Here is a 24477-nt window from a genome sequence, read left to right as displayed (position 1 = left end):
AGAATCGGGATCGCAACGGCAGGGGGGCGCGGCCGATCGGCCGCGCCCCCCTTGCTCTTTCGCCCGGGCCCGTGCCGTCCCGCCCGGCTGCGGGGCGGACGACACGGACGGATCAGGCGAGCGCCGTCCTGACCACATCGGCGAGGCGGTCTGCGATCTCCTGCGCCCGATCGTGCTCGGCGGCCTCGACCATCACGCGCACCATCGGCTCGGTGCCGCTGGGGCGCAGCAGGACGCGTCCGGTGCCGCCGAGCTCAGCCTCGGCCTCGGCGACCGCCTTGGCGATCTCCGGGGACACTCCCGCGCGCGCACGGTCAACCCCGCGCACGTTCACCAGTACCTGCGGAAGCCGGTTCATGACCTTGGCCAGTTCCGCCAGCGCGAGACCGCGCCGGTTCATGGCGGCCAGCAGGTGCAGACCGGTCAGCAGACCATCCCCAGTGCTGGCGTGCTCCAGGAGGATCACGTGCCCGGACTGCTCGCCGCCCAGCGAGTAGGACCCCGAGCGCATGGCCTCCAGCACGTAGCGATCGCCGACCAGCGTCTCGACCAGCGTGATGCCGGCCTCCTTCATCGCCAGCTTCAGCCCCAGGTTGGACATCACCGTCACCACGAGGGTGTCCTCGGCCAGTCGTCCCGCCTCACGCAGTTCCAGGGCGAGGATGGCCAGGATCTGGTCACCGTCGATGACGGAACCGTCAGCGGCCACCGCAAGGCAGCGGTCGGCGTCACCGTCGTGAGCGATACCGGCGTCGGCACCGTGTTCGCGGACGGCGGCGCTGAGCGTCTCCAGGTGGGTGGAGCCACAGCCCTCGTTGATGTTGAGCCCGTTGGGCCGGTCGCCGATCGCGATGACCTCGGCCCCTGCTCGACGCAGTGCCTCAGGGGCAACGCCCGAGGAGGCGCCGTTGGCACAGTCCACGACCACCTTGAGACCGGTGAGCGGCTGCGGCAGGGAGTTCACCACGTGCTCGATGTAGCGCTCGCCACCGTCGGAGGAGTCGGTGACCCGGCCGACGTCAGCACCGACCGCACCCGCGACGGTGCGCCCCAGGCGCTCCTCGATCGCGTCCTCGACGGCATCGGGCAGTTTGTGTCCGCCGCGGGCAAAGAACTTGATCCCGTTGTCGGGGGCGGGATTGTGGCTGGCCGAGAGCATGACGCCGAAGTCGGCGTTCAGCGCGCCGGTGAGATAGGCGACCGCGGGGGTGGGCAGCACGCCCAGTCGAACCACGTTGACGCCGGCGCTGGCCAGACCGGCCACGACCGCCGCCTCCAGGAACTCACCCGAGGCACGGGGATCCCGGCCGACCACCGCGAGCGGCCGGGATCCCTCCGTGGGCTCGGTGGCCAGTACCTGGGCGGCCACAACCGCGAGGTCGAGCGCCAGCGCGGCGGTGAGGTCGCGTCCCGCGACCCCGCGGACTCCGTCTGTGCCAAACAGTCGAGTCACGAAACAATCGCCTCGTTTCGTCAGGATGACGGCGCGAACACGACGCCATTTCGATAAGGGGGGGACCGAGTACACCCGTGGGAACCTGGTCAGAAAACAGCTACGGCCCGCACTGGCCACCCGGATTGATCCGGATGGCCGTCGGGCCGTAGCCGCGACCGCGATCGGTGTCGCGGCCGCGAGAACCAGTCGGCAAGAGCCCAGAGGGCTGTTACCGCTTGGAGTACTGCGGGGCCTTGCGGGCCTTCTTGAGACCGGCCTTCTTGCGCTCGACCTCGCGGTCGTCACGGGTGAGGTGGCCGGCCTTCTTCAGCGGCGGACGGTTGTTCTCCGGGTCCAGCCCGGCGAGTGCGCGGGCGAGGCCGTGGCGCAGGGCACCGGCCTGGCCGCTGGGGCCACCGCCGTTGAGGCGGGCGAAGACGTCGTAGGCGTCTTCAAAACCAAGGGCGACCAGGGGCTCCTTGATGAGCTGCTGGTGGACCTTGTCCGGGAAGTACACCTCGAGCGGCTTGCCGTTGACCTTCCACTCGCCGGCACCCGGGTTGATGCGGACGCGCGCGATGGCGGTCTTGCGGCGGCCGGTTCCGGCGCCGGGGCCAGAAGCGGTGGGAACGTACGCCCCGCCCGGCTCCTCGGCACTCTCGGTGGTGTACTCGGCCGGGAACTCCTCGGAGTTCTCGTCGAATTCCTGAACGTCTTCGATGCCGGTGGGCTCGACCACGGTTCTCCTCGTGCTTCCTTGTAGTCTCGCGAACGCCTAAGCGGGCTGCTCGATCTTGGTGATTTCGAACGGCACCGGCTGCTGGGCCTGGTGCGGGTGCTCCGGCCCGGCATAGACCTTGAGCTTCTTGGCGATGTCGCGGCCAAGGGAGTTCTTGGGCAGCATGCCCTTGATGGCCTTCTCGACGGCGCGCTCGGGGTTCTTCGCGAGCAGGTCGCCGTAGGAGACCGACCGCAGACCACCCGGGTAGCCGGAGTGCCGGTAGGCCCGCTTCTGCACCAGCTTGTTACCGGTCAGCGCCACCTTGTCGGCGTTGACGATGATCACGAAGTCACCGGTGTCGAGGTGGGGCGCGAAGTACGGCTTGTGCTTACCGCGGAGCAGCACGGCGACGTGGCTGGCCAGCCGGCCGAGCACGAGGTCGGACGCGTCGATGACGTGCCACTGACGCTGGACATCGCTGGGCTTGGGGCTGAATGTGCGCACGATCGTATTGCCTTCTCAGTCGGCGGTGTCCATCTCCGCGAGCGGAAATGGGGAACTCGTATTACTGGACCGGACCACCCGCGGTGTGGAGGTCGGCCCGATGGTCTGAGTGCGCAGACAGTGATGCGTGATCGGCGCCCAACGAGATCAAGTGGGAACCCACGGCAACTCAACGCACAACGACGGAGAATCATAACCACCGGACACGCTACGGGTCAAAACGGCCCATGATGCTTACGTCTGTTTTCATGGGCCGGCCAGTGGTCCTGCCGGGGCACGTGATTACTCCACTCTCATTATGCCTTGCCCGATGAGTGGTTTGGTCCCGCCGTTGACCATCGCCCACCAGGAACGCCTGTCCGACAGCGGAGAGCGGCACGGAAAGCCCCCGGCACGCGATGCAGTATTGGGATATTGGCCTCAGACAAACACCTAATAGGATGGGAGAGGCACTACCGGCGCGAACGCGAGCATAGCGCGTACCCGCAGTGGGGTGGTCACGCTACCGGACACCATGCTCCGCGGCAGCAACAGCGCTCCGCTCCACCTGCGCACCCGCACCTGTGCCTGCCGGACGCGCACGTCCAGGAGCGGGGCTCCGCCCCCGGTTTCACCCACGCATCGACCGATGGGGCCATACCCTCCCGGTGCCCCCGGCCGCCCCCGGCCCCACCGTCCCACAGTTGACCGAGGAGAAGCCGAACACCGTAGATCGGACGGCGTTTTCCGACGCGAGCAGCAGACGACCTGCCCCCACCGGTCGAAGAGTTCCCAACCGACCTCAGGCGCGCGAGAATACGAAGCTCGCGACGCACCACGCGGCGGGAGCGGGGTCCCCGAAGAGGGCCGCTCACCGCCCACGGACAGTCCCCGGAGTTCTCCCATCGCATCGCACTCGAACGAGCCCGCCGACGGTTACGATTCCCCCTCGGCCCGGCCTCAGCACCCCCTGACACCCCACTCCGACGAGGACCGGGCGGCCCAAGGCACACCCTGGGACGACCCCCTCCAGCCAGGAGCCTCCTCGGGGCCCCAGCCCCGGCACAGCTACCGCATCGACGACCCCCTCGGTCCTCCGACCCCGCCTGCGGAGCAGCCCTTCTCGGGTCCGCAGCACCCGGCGAACAGCTGGGGCGCCCAGGGGGCGCCGGCACCCCACCCGGGCCAACCCCACCCCCCTTGGGACACCCCGACCGGAGGCCATCTCCCATCGCAACACGGCCCCCAGCAGCCGTGGACCCCGCAGGGCCCTCCACCGCCACCGGCCAACCCCGCCCAACCACCCACCTGGCACACCCAACAACCGCCCCCCTGGTCCTATGGGCAGCCCGGCGGTCCACCGCCGGCACCTTCGGCCCCCCGCCCCTCCCTCAATGCCCTCCCTCCCGCGCCCCCTGCAAAAGGCCATGTCCCCCCGGGGCAATGGGCGGCCCCCGAGCAGCCGTGGACCCCGCAGGGCCCTCCACCGCCACCGGCCAACCCCGCCCAACCACCCACCTGGCACACCCAACAACCGACGCCGCCGGAGTCGCACGGCCAGCCTCTTCAGGGACGCGTGCTCTCACCGCAGTCCGGACAGGGCCGGTACCCGGACGCGGACGAGGGCGTGACCCAGGCCATCCCGCCGGTGCGCGAAGACGACAACGTCACCCAGGCCATCCCGCCGGTACCCGATGAGGACGCGACCCAGGCCATCCCGCCCGTACGCGAGGACCTTTACGGCGGCCGCCCCATGTTCCGCGACGAAGTGCCGCCCCAGGAGAAGACCGCCAGTACCGCTCAGATCGACCTCTCCGGCTTCGACGAGTACAGCGAGGAGCGCCGCAGCAAACGCGGCGGTCGCGGTCGCAACGGTGGCGGTGGCGGTGGCGGCAGAAACGGGCGGGGCAGCCGAGGGAGCGGAGTGGACCGCACGACCCTCGCCATGGCGGGGGGCTTTGCCGCACTCGTGGTCATCGGTGGCGGCGGGGCGTTCCTGCTCGCCACCAGCGGCGGTCAACCGGACCCCGCGGACTTCGACACCACCCTGGTCTCGGACGAATCCACCGATCCCGCGCCGCTCAAACCAGGCGAGCTCTTCGCCCAGGAGAACGTCGAAATCAGCGGCGAGACATACACCCTGGTGGTCAACGACGACACCGACAAGTGCGAGACGACCGCACAGGGCGATTTCGGGCAGGTCCTCGACGACAACGGGTGCCGACAAGTGGTCCGGGCCACCTATGTCAACGAGTCGCTGACCCGCGCCGTCACGGTAGGAGTCGCCGCGCTTCCCGACACCGTCAGCGCCAAGGCTGTGCACGAGGGGCAGGACCCCGCCGAACTGCAATGGTTCGCCGGACTCGCCGGACCTGAGGGAACGGGTGCGGAACGCCTCGAAGGCGCGGGCGGTCACGCGTCCGGCGCGCTGTGGGGCCGCTACGTCGTCTTCACCCTGACCGCCAACACCGACGGCAGCACACCGGAGGAGGCGGACTCCGCACTCGCCGAAACCGGTGAAGAGTTCATCGACCTGGCCCTACGGCCGCTCGGAGAACGGGCCCTCTAGATCGGGCAGCCGCCGCGGTGGGACCCCCACCGCGGCGGCGACCGACGGACCCTGCGCTACGCGGACCGGCCGGCCCTTCCCGCCCTCTCGGCGGTCCGGCGCCCTTCGCTCAGGAAGCGTCTTTCGGGGCGAGCGTACGGAATCGGCGGGTCTGCGCAGCTCGTGCCGCCAGCTCGCCGTCGGAGGGATAGCGCACCTCCTCAAGGCTGAGCCCCCGCGGCGACACCACATGCACGGAAGAGTCGCGCACCCGGGCCGACAGGACCTCGGCCGGCCAGTCGGGGCCCCGACGCCCGTCGCCCACCGCCAGGAGCGCACCGACCAGGGCACGGACCATGTTGTGGCAGAACGCGTCAGCCTGGACCGTACCGGCGTAGAGGTGCTCCCCCTCCCTCTCCCACTCCACCCGCTGAAGTTCGCGAATGGTGGAGGCTCCCTCACGCCTGCGGCAATAAGCTGCGAAATCGTGCTCTCCGAGCAGTTTGGCCGCTGCCCGGTTCATCAGGTCCACATCCAGCGGGTGGCGGTGCCACAGCACGTCGTTCCTGCGCAGCGGGTTGACTCCGCCCGGAGCATCACTGACCCGATAGACGTAGCGGCGGAACAAGGGGGAGAAACGCGCGCTGAAGCCCTCTGGTGCACGGCCGACCGCGCGTACACGAACATCGGGGGGCAGCACTCCCGCCAGCCTGCGCAGCAACCGGTCGCCTTCCTCGGCCCACAGCCGAGCAGGGATCGCGACCTCCGCGACCTGACCCCGAGCGTGCACACCCGCGTCGGTACGCCCGGCACAGCCGATGGCGGCTTCTTGTTCCAACCGCAAGACACGGGCAAGCGCCTCCTGGAGCGTCCCCTGTACGGTGCGCAACCCCGGCTGATGGGCCCAGCCGGAGAAATCGGTGCCGTCGTAGGAGATGTCGAGTCGGAGCCAGACCTGTTCCTCGTCGTTCAACAGCCGTTCCCCTTGGATACCAAGAATGCCCGGCCCCTGAGGGGACCGGGCACTCCTGTGGTGCGAATACAGGCGTCGAGCGCCTTACTTCTCGGTGCTCTCCGCAGCCTCGGCATCGCCTTCGGCCGGAGCAGCGGTCTCCTCCGAGGCGGCCTCGGCGGACTTCTCCTCGGCCTTGGTGTCCTCGGCCTTGGTCTCCTGCGCAGGGGCCGGAGCCGTGGTGGCAGCCGGGGCAGCCAGTGCCTCGACCAGCTCGATCACGGCCATGGGCGCGTTGTCGCCCTTGCGCGGACCGACCTTGGTGATGCGGGTGTAGCCACCGCTGCGGTTCTCGTAGCGCGGGCCGATCTCGGTGAAGAGCTCGTGCACGACGCCCTTGTCCAGGATCTTGGTCATCACCTGGCGACGCGCGTGCAGGTCGCCGCGCTTGCCGAGGGAGATGAGCTTCTCCGCGTAGGGGCGCAGGCGCTTGGCCTTGGCCTCGGTGGTCTTGATCCGACCGTGCTGGAACAGCGAAGTCGCGAGGCTCGCCAGCATGAGCCGCTCATGCGCTGGGCCGCCACCCAGGCGAGGGCCCTTCGTGGGCGTGGGCATGTGTCGTTCTCCTAGTGTGCGATCGGTCCGGCCGCACTCGGCCGCCGACCAAGGTCTTCGGGGCTAGTACTGCTCGGTCTCGACGTAGGACTGGTCGTCCTCGTCGGATCCGTAGGAGTCGGCCGCGCTCGTGGGGTCGAACCCAGGCGGGGAGTCCTTCAGCGAAAGCCCCATGTCGATCAGCTTCTGCTTGACCTCTTCGATGGACTTCGCGCCGAAATTCCTTATATCCAAGAGGTCCTGCTCAGAGCGGGCGACAAGTTCGCCCACGCTGTGGATGCCTTCGCGCTTCAGGCAGTTGTAGGAGCGCACCGTGAGGTTGAGGTCCTCGATGGGCAGCGCCAGGTCCGCGGCAAGCGCCGCGTCCGTGGGCGAGGGGCCCATGTCGATACCCTCGGCGTTGACGTTGAGCTCACGGGCCAGACCGAACAGCTCGACCAGGGTCTTACCAGCGCTCGCCACCGCGTCACGGGGACGGATGGACGGCTTGGTCTCGACATCCAGGATGAGCCGGTCGAAGTCGGTCCGCTGCTCGACTCGGGTCGCCTCGACCTTGTAGGTCACCCGCAGCACCGGGGAGTAGATGGAGTCGATCGGAATACGACCGATCTCCTGTCCGGGCTGCTTGTTCTGCGTCGCCGAGACGTAACCGCGGCCGCGCTCGACCGTCAGCTCCATCTCCAGCTTGCCCTTGCTGTTCAGGGTCGCGATGTGCAACTCGGGGTTGTGCACCTCGACACCGGCCGGGGGCGCGATGTCAGCAGCGGTGACGACACCCGGGCCCTGCTTGCGCAGGTACATCAGCACCGGCTCGTCGTGCTCGGAGCTGACGACGAGACCCTTGAGGTTCAGGATGATCTCGGTGACGTCCTCTTTGACGCCGGGCACGGTGGTGAACTCGTGCTCGACGCCCTCGATGCGCAGGCTGGTGACAGCCGCACCGGGGATGGACGACAGGAGAGTCCGACGCAGCGAGTTGCCGATCGTGTAACCAAAGCCCGGCTCCAGGGGTTCGATGACGAACTTGGAGCGGTATTCGGAGATCGACTCCTCGATCAGGGTGGGACGCTGAGCAATCAGCATTGTCCGTTACTTCCTTTCCCACGGCCGCCCGCTATATGACGGCCACTGGCCGGCTCCACGGCGCGTGGAGCCGCAACTATTACCTTGAAGGTGCCCGGTCGGGCCGCCGCCCAAGCCTGACGGCCGAGGCGGACGGCACAACCGGTGCGAATGGGACCGGGATCAGACCCGGCGACGCTTCGGCGGACGGCAGCCGTTGTGCGGAACCGGCGTGACGTCCTGGATCGAGCCGACCTCCAGGCCGGTCGCCTGGAGCGAGCGGATCGCGGTCTCGCGGCCGGAGCCGGGACCCTTGACGAAGACGTTGACCTTGCGCACACCGTGCTCCTGAGCGCGGCGGGCGGCGGCCTCGGCCGCCATCTGGGCGGCGAACGGCGTGGACTTACGAGAGCCCTTGAAGCCGACCTGCCCGGAGCTTGCCCACGCGATCACCGCACCGGTCGGGTCGGTGATGCTCACGATGGTGTTGTTGAACGTGCTCTTGATGTGAGCGTGTCCGTGGACAACGTTCTTCTTTTCCTTGCGGCGCACCTTACGCGCGGCGCCCTGACGGCCCTTAGGCGGCATTCCTCAAACTCCCAAGATCATCGGTCCGTTGTGACTTCCGGACCCGTAAAAACGGTCGAGTCCGGACGGACTACTTCTTGCCGACCTTCTTCTTGCCGGCCACGGTCTTCTTCTTGCCCTTGCGGGTACGCGCGTTGGTCTGCGTGCGCTGACCGTGGACCGGAAGGCCACGGCGGTGCCGGATGCCCTGGTAGCAACCGATCTCGATCTTGCGGCGAATGTCGGCTGCGACCTCGCGCCGCAGGTCGCCCTCGACCTTGTAGTTGGCGTCGATCCACTCACGGAGCTTGACGAGCTCGTCCTCGGTGAGGGCGTGAACGCGGGTGTCGGGGTTGACACCGGTGTTGGCGAGGGTTTCGGTCGCGCGCGTGCGGCCGATCCCGAAAACGTAGGTCAGAGCGATCTCCACCCGCTTTTCGCGGGGGAGGTCAACGCCTGCAAGGCGTGCCATCTGGGCGAACTCCTTTGTGCTTTGCGGAGGTCTGTCCCGTCCCTGTTCCTCTCATCGCCCAATCGACGAGGCCCCGGCCTCCGACCGGGGGTGGTCCCTTCCAGGCGCGATGCGCCGGTCCGGGATCGGAACGAGATTCTTCATGTGCGCCGCGCCGGGCCGTGACGGCCGTGCGCGACCCGAGATGCCGCCGAGAAGAGCTGGACTAGCCCTGACGCTGCTTGTGCCGCGGGTCCGAGCAAATGACCATGATCCGGCCGTTGCGGCGGATCACTCGGCACTTCGCGCAGATCTTCTTGACGCTCGGCTTGACCTTCATGGGTTGCTCCGGGACTTGAGTCCACCTGCGCGCCGAACCTCGACGGTCTGCGCGCGAGCGGAGAAGCTACTTGTAGCGGTAAACGATGCGCCCGCGGGTGAGGTCGTACGGGCTGAGCTCCACGACCACACGGTCATCGGGAAGGATGCGGATGTAGTGCATTCGCATCTTGCCGCTGATGTGCGCGAGGACCTTGTGCCCGTTGTCGAGCTCCACTCGGAACATAGCGTTGGGGAGGGACTCGATAACGGAGCCCTCAATCTCGATGGCGCCGTCTTTCTTGGCCATATCCTCCACGCCTTCTGAAATCACCCCCGCACGCGGGGGAAGCACCGGACACGACGAACCCCGTTGATGGAGATCTCGGATCCGGCTGCGAAATTGAACACTGAAACTTCAGGTCAACTGCAATAGCATACGCCAACGTGAACGTCAGACGCGAATGGAGGCAGACTGACCCAACAACCCGAGTGTGGGCACAGTCAGTTTAACGGATCGGACCGAGTGCCCCGGCCACCTACACGCCGCCGGACAGGGGCTCAGGACTGCGGGTCGTGTCCGCGGTTGAGAGCGACCACTCCGGCCGTCACGAACAGCATGACCACTCCCCAGGGAATCGCCACCCACAGGAACCACGGATAGTGCGTGCCGCCGCCGAGATAGACCATCAACCAGATGGAGAAGCAGAGCGTGTTGACGCCGGCCCACGTGAGCCACGGAATGACCAGGGCGGGATCGCGGAGCAGCCCCCCTTGACGGGCACCGGCGGGGGAGCCGGCGACCAGACCGGGAAGGTCGGCGAGATCGCGTTCGGGAAGGTCTTCGGTGACCAGCGCGAGTTCCTGGGCGGTCCGAGCACGGTAGACCGATCCGAGACGGGAGTTGAATTCGTCGCTGTCCAGCCGGCCCTGTGCGAAGTGTTCCTGCAGGCGCTTGGCGACAAGGTCGCGGTCGCCGTCGGACGCCCTGAGTTCGGGACTTGACTCGGACACCGTCACACCACCTCATCGACCACCATCGTGGCCCCCAGTCTAAGGCTCGCTCGGGACTCGCGAAGAATACCGCGAGCCCCGAAACGGCCACGGACTAGAAGCCGGGGTCGGGCAGTCCCATGTCGGCGATCTTGTCCCGGTTCTCCGCCCGGGCGGTGAGAACCAAAGGACCCTCGGCGGTGATGGCGACCGAGTGCTCGAAGTGGGAGGAACGCTTGCCGTCCTGGGTGACAACGGTCCAACCGTCGTCGAGTTGGACCACGTGGCGGGAGCCGAGGTTGACCATCGGCTCGATCGCCAGGCACATGCCCTCGACCAGCTTGATGCCGCGGCTGGTCTGCGCGTAGTTGAGGACGTGCGGTTCCATGTGCATTTCGGTGCCGATGCCGTGGCCACCGTATTCACGGACGTTGCCGTAGCGGCCCTGCGAGGCGATGTAACCACCGATCGCCTGTCCGATGTCGCCCAGTCGGTTACCGGGGCGAAGCATCGCGATGCCCTGCCACATGGCCTCTTCGCAGACGGCCATTCCCGCGAGGTCGGCATCGGGGACCGCACCGACCGCGACGGTGATGGCGGAGTCTCCGTGCCAGCCGTCGAGAATCGCCCCGCAGTCGATGGAGATGACGTCGCCGTCGGCGAGTACTCTCTCGGCGCTGGGGATCCCGTGCACGACCTCCTCGTTGACCGAGGCGCAGATCGACCCCGGAAAGCCGTGGTAGCCCTTGAAGGACGGCACGGCACCCGCGTCGCGGATGCTGCGCTCGGCGATCTCGTCGAGGTCGAGGGTCGTCATACCGGGCCGAACCGACGCCCTCAGGGTGTCGAGCGTGCGGGCCACGATCTGGCCCGCAGCCCGCATCTTCACGATCTCAGCCGGAGACTTCAGCTGGATGTTGGACTGACCTTTACGAAACATCACGCCTTGCTCTTCAGCGCGGCAAGCGCCCGCTCGGTGACGTCCTCGACCGAACCGATGGCGTTGACCTTCACGAGAAGCCCCTGCTCCTCGTAGAAGGAGACCAGCGGAGCGGTCTGCTCGCGGTAGACCACCAACCGGTGACGAATGGTCTCCTCGTTGTCGTCGCTGCGGTGGTCGATCGCCGCGCGCTCGGCGAGACGACGGATCACCTCTTCTTCGTTGACAACGAGTTCGAGGACCACGTCGAGCCGGCTGTCCAACTCGCCGAGCATCGTGTCCAGGGTTCGCGCCTGGGCCACGTTGCGCGGGAAGCCGTCCAGGAGGAAGCCGTCCCGCGCGTCCTCTTCTGCCAGTCGGTCCTTGACCATGGCGTTGGTGACCTCGTCAGGTACGAGGTCACCCCGGTCCATGAACGCGCTTGCCTGCTTGCCCAACTCCGTGCCACCACTGACGTTGGCACGGAAGATGTCACCGGTGGACACCTTCGGAATTGACAACTCTGACGCCAGGATCTGGGCCTGGGTACCTTTACCGGCACCGGGAGGTCCCACCAATACGGCACGCATCTATCGCAGAAAACCTTCGTAGTTTCTCTGCTGGAGGTGACTCTCGATCTGCTTCACCGTGTCCAGCCCGACACCGACCATGATCAGGATGCTGGTACCGCCGAACGGGAAGTTCGCAGAGGCTCCGGACGCTCCCAGAGCCAACATCGGCAGCAGCGCGATCAGACCCAGGTACAGCGCACCAGGGGTCGTCAACCGGGTGAGGACGTAGTCCAGGTACTCGGCAGTCGGACGCCCCGGGCGAATACTCGGGATGAACCCACCGTACTTCTTCATGTTGTCGGCGACTTCAGTGGGGTTGAAGGTAATCGCGACGTAGAAGAACGCGAAGCCCACGATCATGGCGAAGAAGGTTGCCATGTAGACCGGGTGGGTCCCCGTGGGATCGAAGTACTTGGTGAGGAAGTTCACCACCGGACTCTCGGAGTCGGAACCCATAAGGCCGACCGCGAGCTGCGGAAGGTAGAGCAGCGACGAAGCGAAGATGACGGGGATGACGCCGGCCTGGTTGACCTTGAGCGGGATGTAGGTGGAGCTTCCCCCGTACATCCGGCGACCGACCATCCGCTTGGCGTACTGCACCGGGATACGGCGCTGCGCCTGCTCGATGAAGACCACCGTCGTGATGAGGAAGAGGCCCGCCACACAGATGATGGCGAAGACCCACACGCTCTGCTCCTGCCAGATTCGCATCATGGAGGAGGGGAAGACCGCGACGATCTGCGCGAAGATCAACAGCGACATGCCGTTGCCGACGCCACGCTCGGTGATCATCTCGCCGAACCACATGATGACGCAGGTACCAGCCGTCATCACGAAGACCATCGTGATGAGGGTGATCAGGTCCTGGTTCATGTACTGGCTGGAGTCCTGACAGGACGTTCCCTGGAACAACTGCCCGCTGCGGGCCATGGCGATCATGCTGGTGGCCTGGAGGACCGCGAGGGCGACCGTCAGATAACGCGTGTACTGCGTGATCTTGGTCTGCCCGGCCTGGCCCTCCTTCTTCAGGCTCTCCAGCCGCGGGATCACCACCGTGAGCAGGTTCAAGATGATGCTCGCGGTGATGTAGGGCATGATGCCCAACGCGAAGATCGCAAGCTGCAGCAGCGCACCGCCACTGAACAGGTTGACCAGCGAGTACACCGAGCTGGAGCCGCTTGCGGGGTCCGTGACCTGCTCAACACACTGCTTGATCACAGCAGGGTTGACCCCAGGGGCCGGAATAACCGAGCCGAGCCTGAAGATGGTCAGGATGAATAGGGTGAAAAGCAGCTTGTTACGCAGGTCAGGCGTGCGGAATGCACGGACGAACGCACTTAGCACGTCTCCTCCTGCGAGGCTTCGGCAGCGGGACCGAATCGAGACATCGCGGCCGATCCTGGATCGTCGTAATCGTCAGCTCTACGCGAGAACGTAGAGCCCGGAAGTCTGGCAAGCAGATGGCAGATTAGCAGCCATCCGCGGATTGGTGTGGACCAGAGTGGACTCAAAATTGATCACTCCAGGTCACACAGGAGTCGCGCTCCGAAGAATTCGCGGCCCCGGAAAAGACAGGGGCGCCTGCCGGTCCACCCAATCTAGTGGGTTTACCCGGCAGACGCCCCATGAATCCACGTGGGAATCTCGCTTACAGCTCGGTGGCAGTGCCACCGGCCGCGACGATCTTCTCCTTGGCAGCCTCGGAGAGCGCGTTGACGCTCACCTGGACGGCCACGGAGATCTCGCCGGTTCCCAGGACCTTCACGAGCTGGTTCTTGCGAACCGCGCCCTTGGCGACCAGACCCTCGACGGTGACCTCGCCACCATCGGGGTACAGCTCGCTGATCCTGTCCAAGTTCACGACCTGGTAGGTGGTCTTGAACTTGGCGTTGGAGAAGCCCTTGAGCTTCGGAATCCGTCGGATGAGGGGCATCTGGCCACCCTCGAAACCGACGGGGACACTACCGCGAGCCTTCGTGCCCTTGGTACCGCGACCCGCCGTCTTGCCCTTGGACGCCTCGCCACGGCCCTTGCGGGTCTTGGCCTTGTTGGAGCCCGGAGCAGGACGCAGGTGGTGGATCTTGAGCAGCTCGTCCGGAGAGTACTTCTCGCTCATCAGCTGACCTCCTCGACAGTGACGAGGTGCGCGACAACGTTGATCTGCCCACGGACCTGAGGAATGTCCTCGCGGACCACGGCCTTGCCGATGCGTCCGAGGCCGAGAGTGGTCAGGGTGTCACGCTGCTTCTGCTTGCCGCCGATCTTGGATCGGACCTGCGTGATCTTCAGCTTCGCCATGACTTAAGCCCCCGCCTTCGCTTCCGCGCGAGCGCGCAGCATGGCGGCCGGAGCGACGTCCTCGATCGGCAGCCCACGGCGGGCCGCGATCTCCTCGGGACGGTTCAGGCCCTTGAGGGCGGCCACCGTCGCGTGCACGATGTTGATCGGGTTGGACGACCCGAGCGACTTGCTCAGGATGTCGTGGATGCCGGCGCACTCCAGCACGGCACGCACCGGGCCACCGGCGATAACACCGGTACCGGGAGCGGCCGGGCGGAGCATGACCACGCCGGCTGCGTCTTCGCCCTGGACCTGGTGCACGATCGTGCCCTGGATCCGGGCGACCTTGAAGAAGTTCTTCTTGGCCTCTTCGACACCCTTGGCGATGGCCGCGGGAACTTCCTTGGCCTTGCCGTAGCCGACACCGACCATGCCGTTGCCGTCGCCGACGACGACCAGAGCGGTGAAGCTGAACCGCCGGCCGCCCTTGACAACCTTGGCGACCCGGTTGATCTTCACTACGCGTTCGATGTAGGAGACACCCTTGTCGGCGGAGCCGCCGCGGCGATCGTCACGGCCACCAGAGCGCCGCTCGCCACCGGCGCCGCGCCGCGGAGCTGCAGCCATTAGTGGTTCCTCTTCCCGTCGATGAAAATGCGGTTGGCAGGAGTCATCACTAGAACTCCAGCCCGGCCGCGCGCGCGCCGTCGGCCAGCGCGGCGATGCGACCGTGGTACCGGTAGCCGCCACGGTCGAAGACGACCGACGTCACGCCGGCGGTCTTCGCGCGCTGGGCGAGCAGCTCGCCCGTCTTCTGCGACTTCTCGGTCTTCTTGCTCTCGTCGCCACGGATGGAGGCATCCATGGTGGAGGCGGACGCCAGGGTCAGGCCCTGGGTGTCGTCCACGATCTGCGCGACGATGTGCTTGGCGGACCGGGTGACGACCAGACGCGGACGCGCGGTCGTACCCTGAACCTTCTTGCGGACCCGCAGGTGCCGGCGCGACCGGGAGGCCGAGCGTGCGGCAGTGCCCTTGCGAGTAAGCGACGACCTCTTCTTCGCCATGCTTACTTACCAGCCTTTCCGGCCTTGCGGCGGATGTGCTCACCCTTGTAGCGCACACCCTTGGCCTTGTACGGGTCAGGCTTGCGCAGGCTCCGAATGTTGGCCGCCACCTGCCCGACCAGCTGCTTGTCGATTCCCTCGATGTGCAGCAGGGTCGGCTTCTCGACCTTGAAAGTGATGCCCTCCGGGGGCTCCACCACGACCGGGTGGCTGAACCCGAGAGCGAACTCCAGGTTCGATCCGCGGGCCATGACGCGGTAACCCACGCCATGGATCTCCAGCGTCTTGCTGTACCCCTTCGAGGTGCCCTCGATGAGGTTGGCGATCAGCGCACGGGTCAGACCGTGCAGCGATCGCGTCTCCGGCTTGTCATCCGAGCGCGCGACCGTGATCTCGCCGTTCTCCTGCTCGACCGTGATCGGCAGGGTTACGGTGTGCTTCAGTTCGCCCTTCGGCCCCTTGACTTTGACGTCTTGCCCGTCAATCGTGACTTCGACGCCCTTAGGGACCGAGACCGGCAGTTGACCGATTCGCGACATGCTGAAATCTCTCCCTTTACCAGACGTAGGCGAGGACTTCGCCGCCCACGCCGTTCTTCTTGGCCTGCTTGTCAGTCATCAGGCCACCGGACGTCGAAATGATGGCCACACCAAGGCCGCCCAGGACCCGCGGAAGGTTGTCCTTCTTCGCGTAGACCCGGAGGCCGGGCTTGGAAACGCGGCGGACGCCGGCGATGGAGCGCTCACGGGTGGGACCGTACTTCAGGTCCACCACGAGGCTCTGGCCCACCACGGCGTCTTCGGCACGCCAGCCCTGGACGTACCCCTCCTGCTGGAGGATCTCGGCGATGTGTGCCTTGATCTTGGAATACGGCATCGTCACGGTGTCGTGATACGCCGAATTCGCGTTACGCAGACGCGTGAGCATGTCTGCGATCGGGTCGGTCATCGTCATGGCCGATTGGCCCTTCCTCGCTGTGGTTTCCCCAAGGACGGGTCTCTTCCTCTGAGCCCGTTCCCCCGCCTGGGGCGGGAGTTCCTCTAGGACCTACGGCGTGGTCATGGGCACGGTGACGTCGGTGCGCAGCACCCGTCACAGTGCCCTGTCGGTTGAATATGTGTTGCCGAGGCGGCCGGACCCGAGGGGGAGGCCGCCTGCCTGCCGGCGAGCCCGGGGCCGGCCTGGATCAGGCCGGCCCGCGCAGAGCTCTTTACCAGCTGGACTTGGTGATGCCGGGCAGCTCGCCCCGGTGCGCCATCTCGCGGAAGCAGATACGGCACAGGCCGAACTTCCGGAAGACCGCGCGCGGACGACCGCACCGCGAGCATCGAGTATACGCGCGAACCTCGAACTTCTGCTTCCGGTTCGCCTTGGCGATGAGCGCCTTTTTAGCCATCTCTATCTCCCCTACGCTTCCTTGAAGGGGAAACCGAGCCGCTTGAGCAGGGCGCGCCCCTCGTCATCGTTGGTCGCCGAGGTGACGACCGTGATGTCCATACCGCGCTGACGGTTGACCCGGTCGGGGTTGACCTCGTGGAACATGACCTGCTCGGTGAGACCGAAGGTGTAGTTGCCACGACCGTCGAACTGCTTCGGGGACAGACCACGGAAGTCACGGATACGGGGAAGTGCCAGGGAGAGCAGCCGGTCCAGGAACTCCCACATCCGGTCGCCGCGCAGCGTGACGCTGGCGCCGATCGGCTGGCCCTCGCGCAGCTTGAACTGCGCGATGGAGTTCTTGGCGCGGTTGACCTTGGGCTTCTGGCCGGTGATCGCCGTAAGATCGGCGATGGCCCCCTGGATCAGCTTCGCGTCCCGCGCAGCCTCGCCGACACCCATGTTGACCACGATCTTCGTGAGACCGGGGACCTGCATGATGTTCTTGATGTCGAACTCGTCGCGCAGACCCGAGATGATCTCGGCGCGGTACTTCTCCTTCAGGCGCGGAAGCGCCGGAGCCTCGACCTCGTTCGTAACCGTCATCAGATGTCCTTACCAGTACGGCGGGAGATCCGAACCTTGGTTCCGTCTTCCTCGAAGCGGTAACCAACACGGGTGGGCTTGCCGTCCTCGACGAGCGCGACATTGCTCACGTGGATCGGGGCCTCGAGGGTAACGACCTCGCCCTGCTGGCCGCCCGCCTGGTTTGCCTTCTTGTGCTTCTTGATGAGGTTGACGCCCTCGACGACGACACGCTGCTCCTTGGGGATGGCTCGCTTGACCTTCCCCGTGGCGCCCTTGTCCTTGCCGGCGATGACGACGACCTCGTCGTCCTTCTTGATCTTCATCGCCTAAAGCACCTCCGGCGCCAGCGAAATGATGCGCATGAACTTCTTGTCCCGCAGCTCGCGGCCCACCGGGCCGAAGATACGGGTGCCTCGCGGGTCCCCACCGTCCTTGATGAGCACGGCGGCGTTCTCATCGAAGCGGATGTAGGAGCCGTCGGGCCGGCGGCGCTCCTTGGTAGTGCGCACGACAACGGCCTTGACGACATCGCCCTTTTTAACGCCGGCGCCGGGCATGGCGTCCTTAACGGTCGCCACGATCGTGTCACCGATACCGGCGTAGCGCCGACCCGAGCCACCGAGTACACGGATGGTCAAGATCTCCTTGGCCCCCGTGTTGTCGGCGACCTTGAGTCGCGACTCCTGCTGAATCACGTCTGCTCCTGATATATGCGCGCGGGTTCACGACCCGCGCTTGCTAGGTGGTCCACCCCACTGCGGCGGCCGATCTCCACGAATCGGCCGCCGGCCGGGGGTCAGGGATCGCGTCTGCGAACCCTTACTTAGCCTTCTCCAGGATCTCCACGACGCGCCAGCGCTTAGTCGCGGAAAGCGGCCGGGTCTCCATCACGCGGACCCGGTCACCGATTCCGGCGGAGTTCGCCTCGTCGTGGGCCTTGTACTTCGTGGTGCGGCGGATGACCTTGCCGTAAAGCGGGTGCTTCACGCGGTCCTCCACCTCCACGACGACGGTCTTCTCCATCTTGTCGCTGACCACGTAACCTTCGCGCACCTTGCGGTAGTTACGCTCCTGGTCCCGCGTCACTGCGTTGTCGCTCATTCGGCTGCTTCCTTCGTCTTCTCAGCCGACTCGCCGGCAGCAAGTGACACGATGCCCAGCTCGTGCTCCCGCATCACCGTGTAGATCCGAGCGATCTCACGCTTGACGGTGCGCAACCGGCTGTGGTTGTCCAGCTGCCCGGTGGCGGCCTGGAAGCGGAGGTTGAACAGCTCTTCCTTCGCCTCTTTGAGCTTGCCGACCAGGTCCTCAGAGGACTGGTCGCGCAGCTCAGTGGCGGTCAGGGACTTAGCCATTACTCCCCCGCCTCTCGCTTCACGAACTTGCACTTCATCGGCAGCTTGTGCATCGCCCTGCGAAGAGCTTCCTTCGCGATGGGCTCCGGCACACCCGCCAGCTCGAACATCACACGTCCGGGCTTGACCGGAGCGACCCACCACTCCGGGGAACCCTTACCGGAACCCATGCGGGTCTCGGCGGGCTTCTTCGTCAGCGGGCGGTCCGGGAAGATCGTGATCCAGACCTTTCCGCCACGCTTGATGTGACGAGTCATCGCAATACGCGCGGACTCGATCTGTCGGTTGGTGACGTAAGCGGACTCCAGAGCCTGGATTCCGTACTCACCGAAGTTGACCTTCGTACCACCCTTTGCGTGCCCCTTGAGGCTGGGGTGGTGCTGCTTGCGGTGCTTGACCCTACGGGGAATGAGCATGGGTCAGCTCCCCTCGTTTCCGGTCTTCTCAGCGGCAGGCGCGGTCTCGGCCGGAGCACCGGCCTTGCCCTCGGCCTGACCACCGCGACGACGACGCTGCGGGCGCTCGCGACGCTGTCCAGCGCCGCCGCCACCGCCACCGGGCGCGCGCTGCGCGGCCTGGGCCGCCTCGCGCTCGGCCCGAGTAGCGGGAGCCTCACCCTTGTAGATCCACACCTTCACGCCGATGCGGCCGAAGGTGGTGCGGGCCTCGAAGAAGCCGTAGTCGATGTCGGCGCGCAGCGTGTGCAGCGGCACCCGACCCTCGCGGTAGAACTCCGAGCGCGACATCTCGGCGCCGCCGAGACGACCGCCGCACTGGATACGGATGCCCTTGGCCCCGCTCTTCATCGCGCTCTGCATCGCCTTGCGCATGGCCCGGCGGAACGCGACTCGGCTGGACAGCTGCTCCGCAACGCCCTGCGCAACCAGCTGGGCGTCGATCTCGGGGTTCTTGACCTCGAGAATGTTCAGCTGGACCTGCTTCTTGGTCAGCTTCTCGAGGCCGGCCCGGATACGGTCGGCCTCCGCACCACGGCGGCCGATGACGATGCCCGGCCGGGCGGTGTGGACGTTGACGCGGACGCGCTCACGGGTGCGCTCGATCTCGACCTTGGAGATCCCGGCGCGCTCCATGCCGCTGGTCAGCATCTTGCGGATGGCTACGTCTTCCTTGACGTAGTCCTTGTACAGCTTGTCGGCGAACCACCGGCTCTTGAAGTCGGTGGTGATACCGAGGCGGAACCCGTGCGGGTTGATCTTCTGCCCCACTATCGGGTCCTTTCGCTCTCACGCGGTCCGACGACCACGGTGATGTGGCTCGTACGCTTGGTGACCCGGAACGCGCGGCCGAAGCCCCGCGGGCGGATACGCTTCAGTGTCGGTCCTTCGTCCACCCACGCACTGCTGACGACCAGCGACTCGCGCTCCAGCTTGTCGTTGTGCTCGGCGTTGGCGATGGCGCTCGCGAGCACCTTGCCCACCGGTTCACTTGCCGCCTGAGGCGCGAACCGGAGCACCGCCTGAGCCTCGCCAGCGGGCAGCCCGCGAATAAGGTCCACCACTCGGCGGGCCTTCCGGGGCGTAACGCGGACGAACCGCGCTTGTGCCCTCGTTCCCATCGCTTTTCCCTCGCTCACGGAATTCTCACCCCCACGCACCGTGGGGAATTGGTTCTGAATCGACCAGAACAGCAGCCGTTAACGGCGGCTGCGGCGGTCTTCTTTGACGTGGCTACGGAAAGTGCGCGTGGGAGCGAACTCGCCGAGCTTGTGGCCGATCATCGAGTCCGACACGAACACGGGAACGTGCTTGCGCCCGTCGTGGACGGCGATCGTGTGCCCGATCATCTCCGGGATGATCATGGAGCGACGGGACCACGTCTTGATGACGTTCTTGGTGTCCTTCGCATTCTGGTCCTCCACCTTTTTGAGCAGGTGGTGGTCGATGAAGGGACCCTTCTTAAGGCTACGTGGCATCAGACGTGCTCCTTACCGCTTCTTCTTGGAACGCCGACGCACGATGAGCCGGTCGCTGGCCTTGCCCTGCTTGCGGGTACGGCCCTCGGACTTACCCCAAGGGCTGACCGGGTGGCGACCACCGGAGGTCTTACCCTCACCACCACCGTGCGGGTGGTCGATCGGGTTCATGGCCACACCGCGGACGGTCGGGCGCTTGCCCTTCCACCGCATACGGCCGGCCTTGCCCCAGTTGATGTTGGACTGCTCGGCGTTGCCGACCTGTCCAACGGTCGCCCGGCAGGTGACCTCGACCTGGCGCATCTCACCGGAAGGCATACGCAGCGTGGCGTAGGCGCCTTCCTTGGCGAGGAGCTGGATCTGCGATCCGGCCGACCGGCCCAGCTTGGAGCCGCCGCCCGGCTTCAGCTCGACCGCGTGCACGAACGTACCCGTGGGGATGTTGCGCAGCGGGAGGCAGTTGCCCGGCTTGATGTCGGCCGTGGGGCCGTTCTCGATCTTGTCGCCCTGCTTGAGGCCGGCGGGCGCCAGGATGTAGCGCTTCTCGCCGTCCACGTAGTGCAGGAGGGCGATCCGCGCGGTGCGGTTCGGGTCGTACTCGATGTGCGCGACCTTGGCCGGCACGCCGTCCTTGTCGTGACGACGGAAGTCGATCACGCGGTAGGCGCGCTTGTGGCCGCCGCCCTGGTGGCGAGCGGTGATACGGCCGTGGCCGTTACGCCCACCCTTGGAGTGGAGCGGACGGACCAGGGACTTCTCCGGGGTCGAGCGCGTGATCTCGACGAAGTCGCTCACGCTCGATCCGCGGCGACCCGGGGTCGTCGGCTTGTACTTACGAATGCCCATCTTCTTCGCGCATTCCTTTACGTGTTACTTGAGACGAAACGGCACAGCGGGTGGATCAGACTCCGAAGATGTCGATCCGGTCGCCGTCCTTGAGGCTCACGATCGCGCGCTTGGTGTCGGGACGCTTCCCGAAACCGAACTTGGTGCGCTTGCGCTTGCCCTGACGGTTGATCGTGTTCACGGAGGTGACCTTCACTTCGAAGATCTTCTCGATCGCGATCTTGATCTGGGTCTTGTTGGCGTCGGGCCGGACCATGAACGTGTACTTGTTCTGGTCGATCAGGCCGTAGCTCTTCTCGGAAATCACCGGTTCGATGATGATGTCCCGAGGGTCGGGGATCCTCACTGGTCGTCCTCCTGAGACGCCGTGGCCTTGGCGCCCTGGGCGTGCGCCAGGAACTCCTCGTAACCGGCCTCGGAGAACACGATGTCGTCCGCGTACAACACGTCGTACGTGTTGAGCTGGTCGGCGTCGAGGATGTGCACCTCGGGCAGGTTGCGCAGCGCGACCCGGTTGTGCTCGTCGGCGTGCGCCAGGACGACCAGAACCTTGTCGGACTGGGTGATCGTGCGCAGCGCGGTCAGAGCAGTGCTGGTGCGCTTGGTGATGACGTCCTCGGCGAGGAACTCGCTGATGACGTGCACGCGGCCGTGGTTGGCCCGGTCGGAGAGGGCGCTGCGCAGGGCGGCGGCCTTCATCTTCTTGGGCGTCCGCTGGCTGTAGTCGCGCGGCTTGGGGCCGTGCACCACGCCACCGCCGGTGAACTGCGGAGCGCGGATGGAGCCCTGCCGGGCGCGACCGGTGCCCTTCTGGCGGTACGGCTTCTTGCCACCGCCACGGACCTCGCCGCGGGTCTTGGTGGAGTGCGTGCCCTGACGGGCAGCAGCCTCCTGCGCGATGACGACCTGGTGGATCAACGGGATGTTGACCTGTTCACCGAAGATCGCCTCGGGAAGCTCAAGGCTGCCCTTGGCCGCGCCGCCGTCGGGGTTCTTGACCTCGATGGTCGCCATGACTTACTTCTCCCCCTTCGCGGCGGTGCGAACGAGCACCAGGCCGCCGTTGGGGCCGGGAACCGCACCCTTGACCAGAATGAGGCCCTTCTCGGTGTTGACCGAGAACACGGTGAGGTTCTGGATGGTCTTGCGCACGTTGCCCATGCGACCGGCCATCCGCAGGCCCTTGAACACGCGGCCGGGCGTGGCGCAGCCGCCGATGGAACCGGGAGAGCGGTGCTTGCGCTGGGTACCGTGCGACGCGCTGAGGCCCTTGAAGCCGTGACGCTTCATGACGCCGGCGAAGCCCTTGCCCTTGCTCTTGCCCGTGACGTTGACCCGCTGGCCGACCTCGAAGATGTCGGCGGTGATCTCCTGGCCGAGCGAGTACTCGCTGGCGTCGGAGGTCCGGACCTCGACGTAGTGGCGGCGGGGGGTCAGCTCGTGCTTGCGCAGGTAGTCGCCGAGCGGCTTGTTCACCTTGCGCGGGTTGATCTGGCCGTAGCCCAGCTGCACGGCCGAGTAGCCGTCGGTCTCCGGGGTGCGCACGCGAGTCACGACTGACGGAGTGGCCTTCAGGACCGTCACCGGCACCATCTTGCCGGCGTCGTCGAAGACCTGGGTCATGCCGAGCTTTTCGCCCAGAACTCCCTTGATCTGCTTGGTCATGTCTTCAGCGTCCCTTAGAGCTTGATCTCGATGTTGACGCCGGCCGGAAGGTCGAGTCGCATGAGCGAGTTGACGGTCTTCGGCGTCGGGTCGATGATGTCGATCAGCCGCTTGTGCGTACGCATCTCGAAGTGCTCGCGCGAGTCTTTGTACTTGTGCGGCGATCGGATTACGCAGTAAACGTTCTTCTCCGTCGGCAGCGGCACCGGGCCAGCAACCTGTGCGCCAGTACGCGTCACAGTTTCGACGATCTTACGCGCCGAGCTGTCAATGACCTCGTGGTCATAGGCCTTGAGCCGAATGCGGATCTTCTGTCCCGCCATGGTGGCCTTTTCGTCCTTCGCTTCAGTGTCCGTAGAGGCGCGATGCCTTGGGACTTGCCCTTCGCCTTTTGAGGCTCTATTCACCTGAGAAACTGCTACAGGGCTGTCCCCTGAGGTGGCATCACCGCTACAGAGCCCGATGACGTCCTTCATGGTGCGGGCGGTCGAGTCAGATCTGACGGACTCGACCGCCCGCTACTACAGGCGTGCTACTTGAGGATCTTGGTAACGCGACCCGCGCCCACGGTCCGGCCACCCTCACGGATGGCGAACTTGAGGCCCTCCTCCATGGCGACCGGCTGGATGAGCTCAACGGTCATCTCGGTGTTGTCGCCGGGCATAACCATCTCGGTGCCCTCGGGCAGCGTGACGACGCCGGTGACGTCGGTCGTCCGGAAGTAGAACTGCGGACGGTAGTTGTTGAAGAACGGCGTGTGGCGGCCGCCCTCGTCCTTGGACAGGATGACGACCTGGCCCTCGAACTGGAGGTGCGGGGTGGTGGTGCCCGGCTTGATGACAACCTGGCCGCGCTCGACGTCCTCGCGCTTGATGCCGCGCAGGAGGAGGCCAACGTTGTCGCCGGCCTGACCCTGGTCGAGCAGCTTGCGGAACATCTCGACGCCGGTGACCGTGGTGGTCTGCTTGTCTTCCTTGATGCCCACGATGTTGACGGTCTCGTTGACGTTCACGATACCGCGCTCGATACGGCCGGTGACGACCGTGCCGCGACCGGTGATCGAGAAGACGTCCTCGATCGGCATCAGGAAGGGCTTCTCGACGTCACGAACCGGCTCGGGGATGTTCTCGTCCACGGCGGTCATGAGCTCGAGGATGGCCTCGCCCCACTTGGCGTCGCCCTCCAGCGCCTTCAGCGCGGAGACGCGCACGACCGGCAGGTCGTCGCCGGGGAACTCGTACTCGCTGAGGAGCTCACGGACCTCGAGCTCGACGAGCTCGAAGATCTCCTCGTCGTCCACCATGTCGGCCTTGTTCAGGGCCACCACGATGTAGGGCACGCCGACCTGGCGGGCCAGGAGCACGTGCTCCTTGGTCTGGGGCATCGGACCGTCGGTCGCGGCGACGACCAGGATGGCGCCGTCCATCTGCGCGGCACCGGTGATCATGTTCTTCACGTAGTCCGCGTGACCGGGGCAGTTGACGTGCGCGTAGTGACGCGACTCCGTCTGGTACTCCACGTGAGCGATGGAGATGGTGATACCGCGCTCGCGCTCTTCAGGGGCCTTGTCGATGTCCTCGAAAGGCGTGAAGGGGTTGAGGTCCGGGTAAGCGTCGTGCAGAACCTTGGTGATCGCCGCGGTAAGAGTGGTCTTACCGTGGTCAATGTGACCGATGGTGCCGATGTTTACGTGCGGCTTGGTCCGCTCGAACTTGGCCTTCGCCACTGGAT

General features: G+C 66.0%; 37 protein-coding genes. 1 reads left to right on the top strand and 36 read right to left on the bottom strand.

What is annotated here, in order from left to right; genetic code table 11:
* Positions 1-112: 112 nt before the first annotated feature.
* The 3 genes from glmM to rplM form a co-directional block, all read right to left on the bottom strand.
* Positions 113-1453, bottom strand: a complete 1341-nt coding sequence (gene glmM, locus AC0VYP_RS02810; RefSeq protein WP_475472318.1) for a phosphoglucosamine mutase — start codon at positions 1451-1453, stop codon at positions 113-115.
* A 211-nt stretch (positions 1454-1664) separates the two neighbouring features.
* Positions 1665-2174 carry a 30S ribosomal protein S9 gene (gene rpsI / locus AC0VYP_RS02805; protein ID WP_285760802.1) on the bottom strand — a complete coding sequence of 170 codons (510 nt, stop codon included), beginning with the start codon at positions 2172-2174 and terminating at the stop codon, positions 1665-1667.
* 36 nt (positions 2175-2210) lie between these two features.
* Positions 2211-2660 carry a 50S ribosomal protein L13 gene (rplM, locus tag AC0VYP_RS02800; protein ID WP_285760801.1) on the bottom strand — a complete coding sequence of 150 codons (450 nt, stop codon included), beginning with the start codon at positions 2658-2660 and terminating at the stop codon, positions 2211-2213.
* Between the two features lie 1555 nt (positions 2661-4215).
* Here rplM and AC0VYP_RS02795 point away from each other — a divergent pair.
* Complete coding sequence (locus tag AC0VYP_RS02795; protein ID WP_285760800.1) at positions 4216-5208, top strand: hypothetical protein; 993 nt, start codon at positions 4216-4218, stop codon at positions 5206-5208.
* 109 nt (positions 5209-5317) lie between these two features.
* Here AC0VYP_RS02795 and truA read toward each other — a convergent pair whose 3' ends face one another.
* The 33 genes from truA to tuf all read right to left on the bottom strand — a co-directional run bounded on the left by truA (position 5318) and on the right by tuf (position 24472).
* The gene (gene truA / locus AC0VYP_RS02790) at positions 5318-6160 is read right to left on the bottom strand and encodes a tRNA pseudouridine(38-40) synthase TruA (protein WP_475472315.1); all 843 of its coding nucleotides are present in this window, start codon (positions 6158-6160) and stop codon (positions 5318-5320) included.
* A gap of 84 nt (positions 6161-6244) precedes the next feature.
* Positions 6245-6754, bottom strand: coding sequence for a 50S ribosomal protein L17 (gene rplQ, locus AC0VYP_RS02785; protein ID WP_285760799.1), 510 nt, complete (start codon positions 6752-6754; stop codon positions 6245-6247).
* 63 nt (positions 6755-6817) lie between these two features.
* Positions 6818-7837: a DNA-directed RNA polymerase subunit alpha gene (locus tag AC0VYP_RS02780; protein WP_475472313.1), complete on the bottom strand. Its 1020-nt coding sequence runs from the start codon at positions 7835-7837 to the stop codon at positions 6818-6820.
* A gap of 162 nt (positions 7838-7999) precedes the next feature.
* The gene (gene rpsK / locus AC0VYP_RS02775) at positions 8000-8404 is read right to left on the bottom strand and encodes a 30S ribosomal protein S11 (protein WP_475472312.1); all 405 of its coding nucleotides are present in this window, start codon (positions 8402-8404) and stop codon (positions 8000-8002) included.
* Between the two features lie 70 nt (positions 8405-8474).
* Positions 8475-8855 carry a 30S ribosomal protein S13 gene (gene rpsM, locus AC0VYP_RS02770; protein ID WP_285760795.1) on the bottom strand — a complete coding sequence of 127 codons (381 nt, stop codon included), beginning with the start codon at positions 8853-8855 and terminating at the stop codon, positions 8475-8477.
* Positions 8856-9060: 205 nt separating this feature from the next.
* A complete protein-coding gene (gene rpmJ / locus AC0VYP_RS02765; RefSeq protein WP_013156136.1) occupies positions 9061-9174 on the bottom strand; it encodes a 50S ribosomal protein L36 in 114 nt (37 codons plus the stop codon).
* Between the two features lie 66 nt (positions 9175-9240).
* Positions 9241-9462 carry a translation initiation factor IF-1 gene (gene infA, locus AC0VYP_RS02760; RefSeq protein ID WP_017593374.1) on the bottom strand — a complete coding sequence of 74 codons (222 nt, stop codon included), beginning with the start codon at positions 9460-9462 and terminating at the stop codon, positions 9241-9243.
* A 251-nt stretch (positions 9463-9713) separates the two neighbouring features.
* A complete protein-coding gene (locus AC0VYP_RS02755) occupies positions 9714-10166 on the bottom strand; it encodes a DUF1707 SHOCT-like domain-containing protein (RefSeq protein ID WP_285760793.1) in 453 nt (150 codons plus the stop codon).
* A 94-nt stretch (positions 10167-10260) separates the two neighbouring features.
* Complete coding sequence (gene map, locus AC0VYP_RS02750) at positions 10261-11085, bottom strand: type I methionyl aminopeptidase (protein WP_285760855.1); 825 nt, start codon at positions 11083-11085, stop codon at positions 10261-10263.
* Positions 11085-11654 carry an adenylate kinase gene (locus AC0VYP_RS02745; RefSeq protein WP_475472309.1) on the bottom strand — a complete coding sequence of 190 codons (570 nt, stop codon included), beginning with the start codon at positions 11652-11654 and terminating at the stop codon, positions 11085-11087. The genes map and AC0VYP_RS02745 overlap by 1 nt, the downstream gene beginning before the upstream one ends.
* Positions 11655-12980 carry a preprotein translocase subunit SecY gene (gene secY, locus AC0VYP_RS02740; protein WP_285760791.1) on the bottom strand — a complete coding sequence of 442 codons (1326 nt, stop codon included), beginning with the start codon at positions 12978-12980 and terminating at the stop codon, positions 11655-11657.
* Between the two features lie 304 nt (positions 12981-13284).
* Positions 13285-13752: a 50S ribosomal protein L15 gene (rplO, locus tag AC0VYP_RS02735; RefSeq protein WP_285760790.1), complete on the bottom strand. Its 468-nt coding sequence runs from the start codon at positions 13750-13752 to the stop codon at positions 13285-13287.
* A complete protein-coding gene (gene rpmD, locus AC0VYP_RS02730; RefSeq protein WP_285760789.1) occupies positions 13752-13934 on the bottom strand; it encodes a 50S ribosomal protein L30 in 183 nt (60 codons plus the stop codon). The genes rplO and rpmD overlap by 1 nt, the downstream gene beginning before the upstream one ends.
* 3 nt (positions 13935-13937) lie before the next feature.
* Complete coding sequence (gene rpsE, locus AC0VYP_RS02725) at positions 13938-14543, bottom strand: 30S ribosomal protein S5 (protein WP_285760788.1); 606 nt, start codon at positions 14541-14543, stop codon at positions 13938-13940.
* A gap of 49 nt (positions 14544-14592) precedes the next feature.
* On the bottom strand, positions 14593-14982 hold the full coding sequence (gene rplR / locus AC0VYP_RS02720) for a 50S ribosomal protein L18 (protein ID WP_285760787.1): 390 nt from the start codon (positions 14980-14982) through the stop codon (positions 14593-14595).
* Positions 14983-14984: 2 nt separating this feature from the next.
* Positions 14985-15521 carry a 50S ribosomal protein L6 gene (gene rplF, locus AC0VYP_RS02715; RefSeq protein ID WP_475472306.1) on the bottom strand — a complete coding sequence of 179 codons (537 nt, stop codon included), beginning with the start codon at positions 15519-15521 and terminating at the stop codon, positions 14985-14987.
* Positions 15522-15537: 16 nt separating this feature from the next.
* Positions 15538-15936 carry a 30S ribosomal protein S8 gene (gene rpsH, locus AC0VYP_RS02710; protein WP_285760785.1) on the bottom strand — a complete coding sequence of 133 codons (399 nt, stop codon included), beginning with the start codon at positions 15934-15936 and terminating at the stop codon, positions 15538-15540.
* A 256-nt stretch (positions 15937-16192) separates the two neighbouring features.
* Positions 16193-16378, bottom strand: a complete 186-nt coding sequence (locus AC0VYP_RS02705) for a type Z 30S ribosomal protein S14 (RefSeq protein WP_067964592.1) — start codon at positions 16376-16378, stop codon at positions 16193-16195.
* Between the two features lie 11 nt (positions 16379-16389).
* Entirely contained in the window at positions 16390-16965 is a 576-nt protein-coding gene (gene rplE / locus AC0VYP_RS02700; protein ID WP_475472303.1) for a 50S ribosomal protein L5, read from the bottom strand.
* Positions 16965-17270, bottom strand: coding sequence for a 50S ribosomal protein L24 (rplX, locus tag AC0VYP_RS02695; protein WP_285760780.1), 306 nt, complete (start codon positions 17268-17270; stop codon positions 16965-16967). Before rplX ends, rplE begins: the two co-directional genes overlap by 1 nt.
* A gap of 3 nt (positions 17271-17273) precedes the next feature.
* Positions 17274-17642 (bottom strand): 50S ribosomal protein L14, encoded by a 369-nt coding sequence (gene rplN / locus AC0VYP_RS02690; RefSeq protein ID WP_285760779.1) that lies wholly within the window; start codon positions 17640-17642, stop codon positions 17274-17276.
* 124 nt (positions 17643-17766) lie between these two features.
* Entirely contained in the window at positions 17767-18048 is a 282-nt protein-coding gene (rpsQ, locus tag AC0VYP_RS02685) for a 30S ribosomal protein S17 (protein WP_285760778.1), read from the bottom strand.
* On the bottom strand, positions 18045-18302 hold the full coding sequence (gene rpmC / locus AC0VYP_RS02680) for a 50S ribosomal protein L29 (protein ID WP_285760776.1): 258 nt from the start codon (positions 18300-18302) through the stop codon (positions 18045-18047). Before rpmC ends, rpsQ begins: the two co-directional genes overlap by 4 nt.
* A complete protein-coding gene (rplP, locus tag AC0VYP_RS02675) occupies positions 18302-18718 on the bottom strand; it encodes a 50S ribosomal protein L16 (protein WP_285760775.1) in 417 nt (138 codons plus the stop codon). The genes rpmC and rplP overlap by 1 nt, the downstream gene beginning before the upstream one ends.
* Positions 18719-18721: 3 nt before the next feature.
* The gene (gene rpsC, locus AC0VYP_RS02670; protein WP_475472300.1) at positions 18722-19528 is read right to left on the bottom strand and encodes a 30S ribosomal protein S3; all 807 of its coding nucleotides are present in this window, start codon (positions 19526-19528) and stop codon (positions 18722-18724) included.
* The gene (gene rplV, locus AC0VYP_RS02665) at positions 19528-19878 is read right to left on the bottom strand and encodes a 50S ribosomal protein L22 (protein WP_285760773.1); all 351 of its coding nucleotides are present in this window, start codon (positions 19876-19878) and stop codon (positions 19528-19530) included. Before rplV ends, rpsC begins: the two co-directional genes overlap by 1 nt.
* A 78-nt stretch (positions 19879-19956) precedes the next feature.
* On the bottom strand, positions 19957-20235 hold the full coding sequence (rpsS, locus tag AC0VYP_RS02660; RefSeq protein ID WP_285760772.1) for a 30S ribosomal protein S19: 279 nt from the start codon (positions 20233-20235) through the stop codon (positions 19957-19959).
* Positions 20236-20247: 12 nt separating this feature from the next.
* Positions 20248-21081, bottom strand: a complete 834-nt coding sequence (gene rplB / locus AC0VYP_RS02655) for a 50S ribosomal protein L2 (protein WP_285760771.1) — start codon at positions 21079-21081, stop codon at positions 20248-20250.
* 55 nt (positions 21082-21136) lie between these two features.
* A complete protein-coding gene (gene rplW / locus AC0VYP_RS02650; protein ID WP_285760770.1) occupies positions 21137-21427 on the bottom strand; it encodes a 50S ribosomal protein L23 in 291 nt (96 codons plus the stop codon).
* A complete protein-coding gene (gene rplD, locus AC0VYP_RS02645; RefSeq protein WP_475472297.1) occupies positions 21424-22095 on the bottom strand; it encodes a 50S ribosomal protein L4 in 672 nt (223 codons plus the stop codon). Before rplD ends, rplW begins: the two co-directional genes overlap by 4 nt.
* Positions 22096-22098: 3 nt before the next feature.
* Positions 22099-22746 (bottom strand): 50S ribosomal protein L3, encoded by a 648-nt coding sequence (gene rplC / locus AC0VYP_RS02640; protein WP_475472295.1) that lies wholly within the window; start codon positions 22744-22746, stop codon positions 22099-22101.
* A 14-nt stretch (positions 22747-22760) separates the two neighbouring features.
* Positions 22761-23069, bottom strand: a complete 309-nt coding sequence (gene rpsJ / locus AC0VYP_RS02635) for a 30S ribosomal protein S10 (protein WP_475472293.1) — start codon at positions 23067-23069, stop codon at positions 22761-22763.
* 209 nt (positions 23070-23278) lie between these two features.
* Complete coding sequence (gene tuf / locus AC0VYP_RS02630; RefSeq protein ID WP_475472291.1) at positions 23279-24472, bottom strand: elongation factor Tu; 1194 nt, start codon at positions 24470-24472, stop codon at positions 23279-23281.
* Between the last annotated feature and the right edge of the window lie 5 nt (positions 24473-24477).

The organism is Nocardiopsis sp. iso_186, from assembly GCF_056173365.1.
The sequence above is the reverse complement of the archived record's forward strand: the minus strand, read 5'-3'. Positions and strand labels throughout refer to the sequence as shown.